The sequence below is a fragment of the Xanthomonas sp. AM6 genome (assembly GCF_025665335.1).
Lineage (GTDB): Bacteria > Pseudomonadota > Gammaproteobacteria > Xanthomonadales > Xanthomonadaceae > Xanthomonas_A.
In genome coordinates this window covers 1,693,508-1,707,658 of record NZ_CP106869.1, presented here as the reverse complement: position 1 = coordinate 1,707,658, position 14,151 = coordinate 1,693,508, and the positions used below count along the sequence as shown (strand labels likewise).

The 14,151-nt window shown below is 69.8% G+C and carries 9 protein-coding genes; 5 read left to right on the top strand and 4 right to left on the bottom strand.

Features of this window, described 5'->3' with window-relative positions; all coding sequences use genetic code 11:
• Positions 1-128 precede the first annotated feature (128 nt).
• A complete protein-coding gene (locus OCJ37_RS07040; RefSeq protein ID WP_263112959.1) occupies positions 129-572 on the top strand; it encodes a MarR family winged helix-turn-helix transcriptional regulator in 444 nt (147 codons plus the stop codon).
• Positions 569-1,798, top strand: coding sequence for an MFS transporter (locus OCJ37_RS07035; RefSeq protein WP_263112958.1), 1,230 nt, complete (start codon positions 569-571; stop codon positions 1,796-1,798). Before OCJ37_RS07040 ends, OCJ37_RS07035 begins: the two co-directional genes overlap by 4 nt.
• On the opposite strand, the gene OCJ37_RS07030 is transcribed toward OCJ37_RS07035, so the two are convergent.
• The 4 genes from OCJ37_RS07030 to OCJ37_RS07015 are packed head-to-tail and all read right to left on the bottom strand — an operon-like array spanning position 1,749 to position 8,335.
• Positions 1,749-2,486, bottom strand: coding sequence for a TetR/AcrR family transcriptional regulator (locus OCJ37_RS07030; RefSeq protein WP_263112957.1), 738 nt, complete (start codon positions 2,484-2,486; stop codon positions 1,749-1,751). The two genes, OCJ37_RS07035 and OCJ37_RS07030, sit on opposite strands and share 50 nt — an antisense overlap.
• A 2-nt stretch (positions 2,487-2,488) precedes the next feature.
• On the bottom strand, positions 2,489-3,958 hold the full coding sequence (gene adeC / locus OCJ37_RS07025) for an AdeC/AdeK/OprM family multidrug efflux complex outer membrane factor (RefSeq protein WP_263112956.1): 1,470 nt from the start codon (positions 3,956-3,958) through the stop codon (positions 2,489-2,491).
• A gap of 1 nt (position 3,959) precedes the next feature.
• On the bottom strand, positions 3,960-7,112 hold the full coding sequence (locus OCJ37_RS07020; protein ID WP_263112955.1) for an efflux RND transporter permease subunit: 3,153 nt from the start codon (positions 7,110-7,112) through the stop codon (positions 3,960-3,962).
• Between the two features lie 14 nt (positions 7,113-7,126).
• The gene (locus tag OCJ37_RS07015; protein WP_263112954.1) at positions 7,127-8,335 is read right to left on the bottom strand and encodes an efflux RND transporter periplasmic adaptor subunit; all 1,209 of its coding nucleotides are present in this window, start codon (positions 8,333-8,335) and stop codon (positions 7,127-7,129) included.
• A 138-nt stretch (positions 8,336-8,473) separates the two neighbouring features.
• Here OCJ37_RS07015 and OCJ37_RS07010 point away from each other — a divergent pair, with 138 nt between their 5' ends.
• The 3 genes from OCJ37_RS07010 (at position 8,474) to OCJ37_RS07000 (ending at position 14,118) form a co-directional block, all read left to right on the top strand.
• Positions 8,474-9,076, top strand: coding sequence for a TetR/AcrR family transcriptional regulator (locus OCJ37_RS07010; protein ID WP_263112953.1), 603 nt, complete (start codon positions 8,474-8,476; stop codon positions 9,074-9,076).
• A gap of 483 nt (positions 9,077-9,559) precedes the next feature.
• Complete coding sequence (locus OCJ37_RS07005) at positions 9,560-12,610, top strand: TonB-dependent receptor (protein WP_263112952.1); 3,051 nt, start codon at positions 9,560-9,562, stop codon at positions 12,608-12,610.
• Between the two features lie 122 nt (positions 12,611-12,732).
• The gene (locus OCJ37_RS07000) at positions 12,733-14,118 is read left to right on the top strand and encodes a hypothetical protein (protein WP_263112951.1); all 1,386 of its coding nucleotides are present in this window, start codon (positions 12,733-12,735) and stop codon (positions 14,116-14,118) included.
• The last annotated feature ends 33 nt before the right edge of the window (positions 14,119-14,151 follow it).

The window sequence follows — 14,151 nt, the reverse complement described above, 5'->3', positions numbered from 1 at the left end:
ACCGCACGCGATCGGCCCCCTTCCCGCGGGATCGCTTCGATGCCGGGCCCGTGCTGCCCGCGAACGACGGCGGCATGCTGCCGCCTTGCGCTTGCCAATTGCATGCATATGCACGTATTTTGCCGGACATGGACGATGCCGCTCCCTGCCGCTGCACCTGTTTCCTGCTGCGCCGCGCCGCGCGCCGAACCTCGCAGGTCTACGACCGCGAACTGAGCGCGGTGGGGTTGAGCCTGAACGAGTATTCGATCCTGCGCCGCGCCGGTACCGCGCAGCAGCTCGGCGCGCTGGCCGAGCGCCTGGGCATGGACCGCAGCACGCTGTCGCGCAATCTCAAGCCGATGCAGGCGGCCGGCTGGATCGAGCAACGCCGCGGCGACGATGCGCGGCAGAAGCTGGTGGTGGTCAGCGCCGCCGGCCGGCGCCTGCTCAAGCGTGCGTTGCCGCACTGGGAGCGTGCGCAGGCGCGGATCGACGCGCTGGCCGGCGACGCCGCCATCGGCGCCCTGCACCGCCAGCTGCGGCAGCTGGAACGCGCGCTGTGTGCCGAGCGCGAGGACGCCGCCGCGTGAGCGTGGCGGCGCCGCACGCGCAGGCAAGCCGCCACTGGGGCCTGCTGATCATCGCCTCGGCGACGCTGATGCTGACCATGGGCGCGCGCCAGACCACCGGCCTGTTCGTCGAGCCGATCCACCGCAGCAGCGGCGTCGGCATCGCCGCGATCAGCTTCGCGCTGGCGGTCGGCCAGTTCGTGTGGGGCGCGGTGCAGCCGGTGTTCGGCGCCATCGCCGACCAGCGCGGCCCGCTGCCGGTGCTGTGGCTGGGCGGCGCGTTGCTCGCGCTGGGCCTGGGCCTGGCGCCGTGGCTGCCGACCGAATGGGGCCTGATCGTCAGCCTGGGCCTGCTCGCCGCGGCCGGCGCCGGCGCCGGCAGCTTCTCGGTGCTGATCGGCGCCACCGCGCATCGCATCGCCCCGGAACGGCGCTCGTTCGCCGCCGGGTTGATCAATGCCGGCGGCTCGCTCGGCCAGTTCCTGTTCGCGCCGCTGGTGCAATGGATGATCGGCGCCGCCGGCTGGGCGATGGCCATGACCGGCATGGCGGCGCTGTCGTTGCTGACCCTGCCGCTGGCCTGGCCGCTGCGCCGCAGGGGCCACGCGCAGGCCCCGACCGCGACGGCGGCCGCGCCGGACGGCGGGCTGCGCGCGCAACTGCGCAGCGCCCTGCGCGACCGCAGCTATTGGTGCCTGCACCTGGGCTTCTTCACCTGCGGCGTGCACATCGCCTTCCTGGTGACCCACCTGCCCGGGGAAATCGCGCTGTGCGGGCTGGCGCCCAGCGTCTCGGCGATCGCCATCGCGCTGATCGGCCTGTTCAACGTCGCCGGCAGCCTGGTCGCCGGCAAGCTCGGCGAGCGCGTGCGCATGAAGTGGCTGCTGCTGGCGATGTACGCCAGCCGCGCGGTGCTGATCGCGCTGTACCTGCTCGCGCCGCCGACGCCGCTGACCTTCTACCTGTTCGCCGCCGCGCTCGGCTTCACCTGGCTGGCGACGGTCCCGCCCACCGCCGGGCTGATCGGCAAGCTGTTCGGGCCGCGCTACCTGGGCACCCTGTTCGGCCTGACCCTGCTCTCGCACCAGATCGGCGGCTTCTTCGGCGCCTGGCTCGGCGGCGTGGCGCTGGAGCGCTTCGGCAACTACCAGTGGATGTGGTATGCCGACATGGCCCTGGCCGTGGCCGCGGCGCTGGTCAATCTGCCGATCCGGGAACAGCGGCCGCTGGCTGCACAGCACGCCTAGCGCGCGGCGGCCGTGCGCCTGCGCAGCGCCGACGCGGGCCCGGCTCGGCCCGGTAGCCGCGCACGAACAACGCGACCGCGCTGTCCACGCAATCGGCGCCCGGCCGCTGCGGCGCGAACGGTTCGCCGGTCAGCAATCCGCGCAACGCCGGCGCGCTGGCGATCAGCCCGAAGAACTGCGCGGACGCTTGCGCCACGTCGGCGATCGCCAACGTGCCCTGCCGGATCTCGGCGCGCAGGAACTGCTGCATGGCGCGGTCGTAGCGCTCGAAACACAGCTCCCAATACGTATCGGCAGGCTGCAGCGACAACTGCGTGGACAGCGCGAGCATGCGCTGGATGGCGTGCAGCATCGGCGCGGCCGTCATCTCCATGAGGTCGTGCGCCACCGCCGTCAGCCGCAGGTGCAACGGCCCGCCACTGGCGAGCAGCGCCTCCCAGCGATCCGGCATCTCGCCCACCATTGCGTCCACGGTCGCGCGGAACAACGCGTCCTTGTTGGCGAAATGGGCGTAGATGGTGGCCTTGGACACGTCCGCGCAGGCGGCGATGGCGTCCATGTTGGTGTTGTCGAAGCCGTTGCGGGAAAACAGCTGGCGGGCGGCGCGCAGGATTGCGGCGCGCTTCTCGCGCATCGGCCCGGGTTCGCGCCGCCGCGCCCGCACCGGCGCGGCGCTGTGCCGCGGCATCGCTAGTGGTCCACCGCTGCCGTGGCCTGCGTGGCCGCGGCCATCTCCACCCAGCCGCCGCCCAGCGCCTTGTAGAAGGTCACCAGGTTGGTGAAGCGCGACAGCCGCGTGTTGATCAGGGTCTGCTCGGCGCCGTACAGCGTGCGCTGCGCATCCAGCGCACCGAGGTAGCTGTCCACGCCGCGCTCGAAGCGCGCCTGCGACAGCCGGTAGCTGTCGGCGGACGCGTCCACCAGCGCCTGTTGCGCCTGCAGCTGGCGGCCCAGCGTATCGCGCGCGGCCAGCGCATCGGACACTTCGCGGAACGCGGTCTGGACCGCCTTCTCGTAGTTGGCCACGTCGATGTCGCGCTGGGTGGTGGCGACGTCGAGATTGGCGCGGTTGCGGCCACCGTCGAAGATCGGCAACGAAATGCTCGGCGCGAAGCTCCAGCTGCCGGAGCCGCCCTTGAACAGGCCGGACAGGCCGGCGCTGGCGCTGCCGGCCGAGGCGGTCAGGGTGATGCTCGGATAGAACGCGGCACGCGCCGCGCCGATGTTGGCGTTCGCCGCCTGCAGGGTGCGCTCGGCTTCCAGGATATCCGGGCGGCGCTGCAGCAGCTCCGACGGCAGTCCCGCCGGAATCCCGGCCAGGATGTTGGCGTCGGCGCTGGCGCTGTCCGGCAGCGCGGTCGGCAGCAGTTCGGCCGGCACGTCGGTGCCGGCCAGCAGGCGCAGCGCATTGCGGTCCTGCGCCACCTGCGCGGTGTAGCGCTCCACGTCCACCCGCGCGCTTTCCACCGTGGTCCGCGCCTGCCGCAGGGTCAGCGCCGAGACCGCGCCGAGGTCGAAACTGCGCTGCTGCAGCCGGTAGCTCTCGCTCTGGCTGGCCAGCGTGTCCTGCGCCAGCCGCAGCAGGTCCTGGTCGGCGGCCAGGGTGAGATAGGCGGTAGCGACCTGCGCGACCAGGCTGATGTGGGTGCTGCGCTGCGCCTCGGTGGTGGACAGGAACTGCTGCAGCGCCTGTTCCTTGAGGCTGCGCACGCGGCCGAACAGGTCCAGTTCGTAAGCGCTGATGCCGAGCGTGGCGCTGTAGTTGTGCGCGACCAGCGCGTGTCCGGTGCCCGACAGATCGCCCGGCGTGCGCGAACCGCCGCCGCTGCCGGCCAGGTCCACGCCCGGCGCCAGGTCCGCGCGCTGCACCCGGTACTGCGCCCAGGCCTGGTCGATGTTGAGCGCGGCCACGCGCAGGTCGCGGTTGTTGTCCAGCGCCAGCGCGATCACCTGCTGCAACTTGGGATCGGTGAACACCGCGCGCCAGCCGATGTCGGCGACGGGGACGCCGCCGCTCCGCTGCGCGCCGCTCTCGGCGCCGGCGCCGTCGAACTGCGCCGGCACCGGTGCGGCGGGTCGCTCATACGCCGGCATCAGGCTGCAGCCGGCGAGCAGGGCGGACACCGTCAACGCCAACGGGGTCAGAGTCGAACGCTTCATCTCAGGCTCCTTCCGCGACGCGCGCGGCGGACGGGTCGTCGGGGTTGCCGCCAGCGCGGCGCTTGAACAGGCCGCACACCAGCACGAAGAACAGCGGCACGAAGAAGATCGCCAGGATCGTGCCGGACAGCATGCCGCCGATCACCGCGGTGCCCAGCGCGTGCTGCGCGCCGGCACCGGCGCCGCTGCCCAGGACCAGCGGCACCACGCCGAGGATGAACGCCAGCGAGGTCATCAGGATCGGCCGCAAGCGCATGCGTGCCGCTTCCAGCGCCGATTCGATCAGGCCCTTGCCGCTGTCGTGCAGTTCGCGGGCGAACTCCACGATCAGGATCGCGTTCTTGCAAGCCAGGCCGATCGTGGTCAGCAGGCCGACCTGGAAGTACACATCGTTCATTTTCCAGGTCAGCACCGCGCCGAGCAGCGCGCCGAACACGCCCAGCGGCACCACCAGGATCACCGCGAACGGGATCGCCCAGCTTTCGTACAGGGCGGCAAGACACAGGAACACGATCAGGATCGACAGTCCGTACAGCATGCCGGTCTGGCCGCTGGATGCCTTCTCCTGCCGCGACAGCCCGGTCCACTCGTAGCCGATGCCCGGCGGCAATTTGGCCGCCGCGGCCTCGACGATGGCCAGCGCCTCGCCGCTGGACGCCGCGCCCGGCATCGCCATGCCCAGGATCTCCACCGACGGCACGCTGTTGTAGCGTTCCAGCCGCGGCGAACCGGTGGTCCAGCTGGCCTTGGCGAAGGAACCGAACGCGACCATGGTGCCGGCGCTGTTGCGCACGTACCAGCGGTCGATGTCCTCCGGCAGCATGCGGTACGGCGCATCGGCCTGCAGCATCACCTTCTTGACCCGGCCCTTGTCGATGAAGTCGTTGACGTAGGTGCTGCCCCAGGCGCTGGAGAACGTGCTGTTGATGTCGGAGATCGACAGGCCCAGCGTCTCCGCCTTGTGCGGATCGATGTCCAGCTTGAACTCGGGCGTGTCCTCCTGCCCGTTCGGACGCACCGCGACCAGCCGCTTGTCCTGCGACAACTCGGCCAGCAACTGGTTGCGCGCCTGCATCAGCGCCGCGTGGCCGAGGTTGGCGCGGTCCTGCAGCATCAAGTCGAAGCCAGTCGCATTGCCCAGTTCCGACACCGCCGGCGGCGCGAACGCGAACACCTTGGCGTCGCGGATGCCGGCGAAGAACATACCCGCCTTGGCCGCCACGTCGGTCACGCTCTGGCCCTTGCCGGTGCGCTCGTCCCACGGCCGCAGCTTGACGAAGGCGAAGCCCACGTTCTGCCCGCTGCCGGCGAAACTGAAACCGGATACGGCGAAGATGCCGGCCACCGAGTCCTTCTGATCGACCAGGAAATGCTGCTCGACCTGGTGGATCACCGCATCGGTGCGCGCCGCGGTGGCGCCCGGCGGCAACTGCACCAGCACGAACAGCGTGCCCTGGTCCTCGTCCGGCAGGAAGCCGACGGGCAGCTTCATGAAGCCGAACACGACCAGCGCCAACACCACCGCGTAGGCGATCATGTAGCGCCAGCCCTTGCCCAGCATGTGCCGCACGATGCCCTGGTAGCGGCCGTTGCCGCGATCGAACACGCGGTTGAACCAGCCGAAGAATCCAGTCGTGGCCATGCCGTGCTGCTTGGCCGGCTTGAGCAGGGTCGCGCACAGCGCCGGGGTCAGCACCATCGCCACCAGCACCGACAGCGTCATCGCCGCGACGATGGTGATCGAGAACTGGCGGTAGATCACGCCGGTGGAGCCGCCGAAGAACGCCATCGGCACGAACACCGCCGCCAGCACCAGGGCCACGCCGACCAGCGCGCCGGTGATCTGCCCCATCGACTTGCGCGTGGCTTCCCTGGGCGGCAGATGCTCTTCGCTCATCACCCGCTCGACGTTCTCCACCACCACGATGGCGTCGTCGACCAGCAGGCCGATCGCCAGCACCATCGCGAACATGGTCAGCGTGTTGATGGTGAAACCGAACGCGGCCAGCACGCCGAACGTGCCCAGCAGCACCACCGGCACGGCGATGGTCGGGATCAGCGTGGCGCGGAAGTTCTGCAGGAACAGGTACATCACCAGGAACACCAGCACCACCGCCTCGATCAGCGTGCGCACCACCTCTTCGATCGAGATGCGCACGAACGGGGTGGTGTCGTACGGCTTCTGCACCTTCATGCCCGGCGGGAAGAACTTCTCCTGCTCGGCGATGCTGGCGTCGATCGCCTTGACCGTGTCCAGCGCGTTGGCGCCGGTGGCGAGCTTGATCGCCAGGCCGGCGGCCGGCTTGCCGTTGTAGCGGCCGACGGTGTTGTAGCTCTCGCTGCCCAGCTCGATCCGGGCCACGTCGCGCAAGCGCACCTGCGAGCCGTCGGACTGCGTGCGCAGCAAGATGTCCTCGAACTCGGCGGCGGTCTTCAGCCGCGTCTGCGCGGTGATGGTCGCGTTGAGCTGCTGGTTGGCGGCGGCCGGCAACGCGCCGAGCTGGCCGGCCGAGACCTGCGCGTTCTGCGCCTGGACCGCGTTCTTCACGTCCAGCGGGGTCAGGCTGAAATTGCTCAGCTTGTTGGGGTCCAGCCAGATCCGCATCGAATACTGCGAGCCGAACAGGGTGGTGTCGCCGACGCCTTCGACGCGGCTGATCGCTTCCTGCACGTTGGCGGCCACGTAATCGGACAGGTCCGAATCGCTCATGCTGCCGTCTTCGGAGGTGAAGGCCAGCACGTTGAGGAAGTTGGTCGCCGACTTGGTCACGGTCACGCCCTGCTGCTGCACCTCTTGCGGCAGCAACGGCGTGGCCAGCGACAGCTTGTTCTGCACCTGTACCTGCGCGGTGTCCGGGTCGGTGCCGTTGTCGAAGGTCAGGGTGATGGTGACCTGGCCGCTGGACTCGCTGGTGGAGGCCATGTAGCTCAGGTGGTCCAGCCCCTTCATCTTCTGCTCGATGACCTGGGTGACGGTGTCCTCGAGGGTCTTGGCCGAGGCGCCGGGATAGTTGGCGGTGATCGCCACGGCGGGCGGCGCGATGCTGGGGTATTGCGCGATGGGCAGTGTGGCCACGGAGAGGATGCCGGCCAGCATCACGATGATGGCAAGGACCCAGGCGAAGATCGGGCGGTCGATGAAGAAGCGTGCCATGACGGTCCAGCGCCTCAGTTCGCCGCGCGCGGCGCGGCCGCGGCGGCCGCGGCAGGCGCCGCAGCTGCAGTGGCGGCATTCGCTTGCCACGGCACGGTCTTGACCGTCGCCCCGGGCCGCGCCCGCGACTGGCCATCGACCACCAGCTGCTCGCCGGGCTTGAGCCCGCTGCGCACCAGCCACTGGTCGCCGACCGCGCGATCGGTCTCCAGCACGCGCAACTGCAGCTTGTGGTCGCTGCCGACCACGTATGCGGTCGGCTTGCCCGCGCCGTTGCGCGACACCGCCTGCTGCGGCACCAGGATCGCCTGGTCCTTCGTTCCCTCCTGCAGCACCGCGCGCACGTACATGCCGGGCAGCAGGTCCGCGTTCGGATTGGGGAACACCGCGCGCACGGTGATCGAGCCGGTGTCCTGGTCGACGGTGACGTCGGAGAATTCCAGCCGCCCCTGCAGCGGATACGCGCTGCCGTCTTCCAGCAGCAGGTTCACCTTGGCCGCCGTGGCGTCGGCCTTCTCCAGCTCGCCGGCGGCCAGCGCCTGCTTGAGCCGCAGCAGCGAGGCGCTGGGCTGGGTGACGTCGACGTAGATCGGATCGAGCTGCTGGATCGTCGCCAGCGCGGTCGACTGGTTGGCGGTGACCAGCGCGCCGGCGGTCACGCTGGACTTGCCGATGCGCCCGGAAATCGGCGCATCCACCCGCGCATAGGCCAGGTTGATGCGTGCGCTCTCCACGTTGGCCTTGGCCGCGGCGACATCCGCCTCGGCCTGGCCCAGCGCGGCGGCGGCATCGTCGTTGTCCTGCTTGCTGATCGCCGACACCTTGACCAGTTCGCCGTAGCGCTCGGCCTTCAGTCGTGCGCTGCGCAGCGTGGCCTGGGCCTTGCCCAGCGCGGCCACGTAGCTGTCGTAACTGGCGCGGTAGGTGGCCGGATCGATCTGGTACAGCGTCTCGCCGGCCTTGACCTCGCCGCCCTCGCGGAACTTGCGCGCCTGGATGATGCCGTTCACCTGCGGCCGTACATCGGCGATCAGGTACGGCAGCGTACGCCCCGGCAACTCGGTGGTCAGCGCGACCGGCCGCGTGGCGACGGTGACGACGCCCATCTGCGGCGTCCCCTCCTCCGGCGGCGGGCCGCCCGGGGGCGAACCGCAGGCGCTCAACAGCAGGGTGGCCGCCACGGCCAGGGCCGGCGATAGACGAGAGGACAGGACAGGACGCACGAGGAAATCTCCGGATGGGACGCAGGCAGGAGGAATCAATCTAAACGGTACGGTTCGGTATACTAATCACGCGGTTCGGGGCCGTCAACCATTTCTGCCCTCCCGGTATACTTAAGCCTCTTCTCCCGTGGCAGAGCGATGCGCGTCAGGACCGAAGCCAAACGCGAGGCGATCGTCGAAGCAGCGGCCGGAGTGTTCCTGGAGGCCGGTTTCGAGGGCGCCTCGATGACCCAGATCGCCAGCCGCGCCGGCAGCTCCAAACGCACCCTGTACGGTTATTTCCCGTCCAAGGAAGAGCTGTTCGTGGCGGTGGCGCACAGCGTCGCGGAGCGCTTCATGGACCCGCTCCTGGCCGCGCTGATGCAGACCCGGGACGATCTGCCGACCGCGTTGCAGCGCCTGGGCGAGGACGCCCTGGCGTTCCTGTGCTCGGAGCAGTCGGTGCAGGTGTGGCAGACCATCATCGGCGTCTCCGGCCGCTCGGACATCGGCCTGCTGTTCTTCGAGAGCGGCCCCGACCACGGCATGAGCCGCCTGGGCATTTACCTGCACGAACAGATGGAGCGGGGCCTGCTGCGCCGTGCCGACCCGACCACCGCCGCCCGCCACCTGGCCGGGCTGCTGGAAGCGGAAACGCTGATGCCCTGCCTGTTCGGCGCATTGAAGAACCCATCGCCGGATTACCTGCGCGAGGCGACGCAGCGCGCGCTGCAGGTGTTCTTCGGCGGCTACGGCACTTAGCTGGAACGTCGGAGCATTTCCGACTCGGGCATCTGCAGCGGGGGCGCACTTTCAGGAGCGCCTCCGGGTGGTGTCGCGACGCAGTTGCATGGTCGCCGAGCCGCCAAGCGCCAACGGCAGGGCACCCGACGACCGACCGCTCGCGTTGCTCGGCGGCGCAGCGGAATCGCATGTCCAGCTCGTCGCCGATGAGCGCGCCCGGCGCGACCGGGACAGGCCACGACACGCGAGGGCGCGCCGGCACATCGGCCCTGAATCCGGCGCGGGCACTGGCGATCGCGCTCGTCCGGCGCCCGCCTCGACCGGTGCCCGGCCTGGCTGCCGCACCGCGCCGTCGCACCGCCACCGCCAGCGCCCCAGCGGCGGTGTCAAAAAAAATTCATCGGAAAAGCGGTACCCGACCCGCATTCGTCTCCCTCGTAGTCAGGCATGCGCGAACGATCCCGCCGCGCCACGCCCGTCACCACCCCACTGGACCCTACGATGCGCCGAATCCTGTTCCTCTCCATCGCCCTTGCCCTGCAGGCCGCCACCGCCACCGCGACCGCGCAGGAAACCCGCATCGCCACCGACGCCATCCCCTCGCAACCGCTGGACCGCGCGCTCAACGCGCTGTCGCGCCAGACCGGGCTGCAGTTCGTCTACAGCACGCAGACCGCCGGCAACCCGCACACCCGCGCCATTCCCGCAGGGCTGCCGCCCGAAGAGGTGCTCAAGCAACTGCTCGCCGGGACCGGGCTGCGCTATCGCTACCTCAACGCCACCACGGTGACCATCGAGGCCGACGCCCCGGGCGCGCCGGCCGCGGCGCCGCCGACGACCCGGGCGCTGCCGGACACCGCCGCCCCCGCGCAGGCACGGGCGCAGGCACAGGCTCCGCTGCAGGAACTGGAGAAAATCGAGGTGGTCGGCAGCTACAGCCGCAGCCTGGAGCAGGCGGTGGACATCAAGCGCTCGACCATCGGCTTCTCCGACTCCATCGTCGCCACCGACGTGGCCGACTTTCCGGAGCAGAACCTGGCCGAGGCGCTGCAGCGCATGCCGGGCGTGACCATCGAGCGCAACAAGGGCCTGGGCAGCAAGGTCAACGTGCGCGGCCTGCCGTCCGAGTACACCCACGTGTCGATCAACAACCTGGCCACCGCCTCCGGCAGCGGCGGGCGCGACGTGGAGTTCGACATCTTCGCCTCGGAGATCATCCAGCAGGTGACGGTGCAGAAGTCGCCCACCGCCGCCGACGAGGAAGGCGGCATCGCCGGCTCGGTGCAGATCTCCACCGCGCGCCCGTTCGACTACCAGGGCCGCAAGCTGGTGGCCTCCGCCGAAGGCGCGTACAACTCCATTTCCGAGGAGACCGATCCCAAGTTCTCGTTCCTGGCCAGCGACACCTGGGGCGACTGGGGCGCGCTGGCGTCGTTCTCCAAGGCCAAGCGCACCAACCGCACCGATTCGACCTCCGGCATCAACTTCCGCCCGCTGTCGCGCTTCCTGGGCGCATCGGGCTCCCGCGGCACGCAGGCGGCCGCGGTGCTGGCGCGCGATGCCGGGGTGGTCGTGCGCGACCGCACCGACACCGACGAAACCAACCTGATCGTGTTCCAGGACAAGGTCGGCGACCGCGTCTACCTCAACGAGCAGGACAAGTGGGGCGCCACCGCCTCGTTGCAGTACAGGCCCAGCAACGACTTCAGCCTGACCTTCGACGCGATGGTGGGCGCCTACGACACCACCGAGGACGAGTACGACGCCGCCGCCTACTCCGCGTCCAGCCGCAGCACGCTCGGCACCATCCACGAATACGACGCCACCACCCTGTCCGAGTACGGCATGGTGGTGCTGCGCGACGTGTCCTACACCGCCACCCAGCACGAGATCCTGAGCAAGGAACGCATCAACAAGACCGACTACAGCCAGTACAGCGTGGCGCTGGACTGGAAGGGCGAGGATTGGAACCTCGACGCGATGCTCGGCTACTCCGGCGCGGAGAAGACCCTGGACTACTCCAACCTCAAGCACGTCGCCTACGCGCCCTCGCGCACGCGCTGGACCGGCAACAGCGGCGAGACCGTGCCCAGCGCCAGCCCGGGCAGCATCGACATGTACGACGCCTCGGACAAGTACCTGTTCGAGGCCTACGAGACCACGCTGGAAAAGGTCACCGACGACAAGTACGCCGCGCAGCTGGACTTCGGCAAGACCCTGGACCTGGCCTTCCTGCCGGCGCTGCACAAGGTGCAGTTCGGCGCGCGCTACACCGACAAGTCGAAGGAGCGCAACTACGGCGAACGCAAGATCACCGGGCCCGGCGCCGGCAACACCTCATGGGTCAACACCCGCACCCTGGCCGACAATCCGCTGCAGTGGATCAGCGACATCGTCCCCGGCGGCGCCTACAGCGTGAAGGACCTGGACTGGATGCAGGTCTCCAACGACTACGCGCGCGGCGCCTACCGCTATCCGGGTTTCGTCACGCCGTTCGAGGATGGCCAGTACTACCGCGTGGACGAGAAAGTGACCAGCCTGTATGCGATGGCCGACCTGGCCTTCGACCTGGGCCGGGTGCCGGTGTCGGTGAACGCCGGTGCGCGCTACGTCGACACCTCGGTGCTGTCCTTCGGCTACCACCAGGTCCAGAACGCGAACGGCACCACCGGCTACACCGACACGCCGGTCTCCAAGAAGGGCGGCTACGACGACGTGCTGCCCAGCCTGAACATGACCGCCGAACTGTCCCAGGGCCTGCTGCTGCGCGCGGCGGCGTCCAAGACCATGATCCGCCCGGCGCTGACCGACATCGCCTACAAGCGCACCGCCAGCTGGAGCTCGTTCCGCTTCACCGACGGCAACCCGGACCTGCTGCCCACCTACGCCAAGCAGTGGGAAATCGGCCTGGAGCGGTACCTGGACAACGGCGGGTTGCTGGCGGCGTCGTACTTCCGCAAGAAGATCGACGGCGTGGTGGTCAACTCCCTCACCAGCGTGGTCCAGGACGTGGCGGTGTACAACGCCAACGGCACGCTCAACGGCTACTACGACTTCGACGTCTACCAGCCGGTGAACGCCGACGGCAGCTACGACGTGGACGGCGTCGAACTGATCGCGCAGTTGCCGCTGAGCGCGCTGCACAGCGCATTGGACGGCTTCGGCATCAACGCCAACTACACCATGCTGGACAGCTCGCTGGCCGGGGAGTCCGACCTGGGCATCAGCACGCCGATGCCGGGCCTGTCGGAGAAGACCTACAACTTCACCGTGTACTACGAGAACGACCGCTTCGATGCGCGCGTGTCGTACAACCACAAGGACGAGTACGTGGAATCCATCGGCTACGACATGTACCCGATCTGGCGGGACGCGTACGGCCAGCTGGACGTCTCCATCGGCTACCGCCTGACCGACAACGTCAAGATCAGCCTGAAGGGCATCAACATGACCGACGAGGAGACCACCGGCTACACGATGGATCCGTCGTTCCCGACCATGTACGAGCGCTCCGGCCGCCGCGTCAGCCTGGGCATCCGCGCCGACTTCTGACGCAGGCGCATCGCCCGGCCGTGGCGGTCCCGACGACCGCCACGGCCGCCCATGCGTCCACGCGCGCCCATGCGCGCCTACGCGCCGACGGCGCCGCCGCCGAAGAACGAAGGAAGATTCCGATGCATATCCTGACCCTGCTGCCGCTCGCGGCGCTCATCGCGTGGCCGGGTTTCTCCCAGGCCGCGGACAAGGACGACGGCCGCCGCTGGCAGGCCGGCGACCACCACGTGCACAGCGAGTGGAGCGTGGACTGGGACCACTCCACCTCCCCGCCCACGCCGATCCGCGGCGGTGACTCGCCCTACTCGCGCACGCGCAACGCCCGCCAGGCCCTGGCCCATGGCCTGAGCTGGATGGTGCATACCGACCACGGCGGCCCAGGCCACTCGGCCGTAAGCCGCGACCAGGCCTGGCCGGCGCTGCTGCAGGCCAGGCGCGAGGTGCCGGCGCTGATCCAGTTCCACGGCATGGAGTTCGACGTGCCGGCCGCCGAGCACGCCTCGCTGATCATCGCGCCGGGGCCGCAGGAGCGCGAGCACCAGATGGCGATCGAGCGCGACTACAGCCGCGCCGAGCCCCTGCAACCGGGCAGCCGCGACGATGGCCGGTTGATGCTCGCCGCGCTGGCGTACATGCGCACGCTGCCGGCGCCGCCGCTGATGTTCGTCAACCATCCCTCGCGCACCGCCACCGGCGTCGGCCGCTGGGGCGACGTGGACCCGGCGGAATTGCGCGCCTGGCACGATGCCGCGCCCCGGGTGCTGGTCGGCATGGAAGGCGCGCCCGGGCACCAGGCCGTCCCCGTCCATCGCGGGCTGTACCGCAACGATGCCGCGCCCACGTTCGGCGGCTTCGACCAGATGACCGCGCAGGTCGGCGGCGTGTGGGACTCACTGCTGGCGCAGGGCCGGCGGTTCTGGATCACCGCGACCTCGGACTCGCACGTGAACCTGCGCGACGGCGGCGGCGACTTCGATCCCGGGCAGTACAGCAAGACCTACGTGTGGGCCCGGCACGAGGCCACCGACATCCTCGACGGCCTGCGCGAGGGCCGGATGTTCGCGGTCACCGGCGAGCTGATCGACGCGCTGGAGCTGACGGTGCAGGCCGCCGGCGGCGGCGGGCGCGGCGCCACGATGGGCGGCACCCTGGCCGTGCCGGCCGGCGCCACGATGCGGGTATGGCTGCAGGTGCGCCAGCCCGCGCAGCCGAACTCCAACGGCCAGCGCCCGGCGTTGCGGCACATCGAACTGATCGTGGGAACGCGCGACGCGGACGGCCGGCCGCAGATGCAGACCAAGCGTTTCGGCGCCGACGAATGGCGCAGCGACGGCCCGTGGCGATCGGTGTCCTGGGAGCTGCCGGTCCCGCCGCAGGGCGGCTTCGTGCGCGTACGCGGCACCAGCACCGCCGAGACCGTTCCGTTGGCCGACGTGGCCGGAGAGGATCCCTGGCAGGACCTGTGGTTCTACTCCAATCCGGTGTTCGTCGAGACATCCCGCTGACCGACCGCGGGCGCCGGATCGTCGCCGGCCCGA

Coding starts and splice junctions, on each gene's coding strand:
- OCJ37_RS07005 (WP_263112952.1), top strand. CDS start 9,560: ATGCGCCGAATCCTGTTCCTCTCCATCGCCCTTGCCCTGCAGGCCGCC.
- OCJ37_RS07000 (WP_263112951.1), top strand. CDS start 12,733: ATGCATATCCTGACCCTGCTGCCGCTCGCGGCGCTCATCGCGTGGCCG.
- OCJ37_RS07010 (WP_263112953.1), top strand. CDS start 8,474: ATGCGCGTCAGGACCGAAGCCAAACGCGAGGCGATCGTCGAAGCAGCG.
- OCJ37_RS07030 (WP_263112957.1), bottom strand. CDS start 2,486: ATGCCGCGGCACAGCGCCGCGCCGGTGCGGGCGCGGCGGCGCGAACCC.
- adeC (WP_263112956.1), bottom strand. CDS start 3,958: ATGAAGCGTTCGACTCTGACCCCGTTGGCGTTGACGGTGTCCGCCCTG.
- OCJ37_RS07020 (WP_263112955.1), bottom strand. CDS start 7,112: ATGGCACGCTTCTTCATCGACCGCCCGATCTTCGCCTGGGTCCTTGCC.
- OCJ37_RS07040 (WP_263112959.1), top strand. CDS start 129: ATGGACGATGCCGCTCCCTGCCGCTGCACCTGTTTCCTGCTGCGCCGC.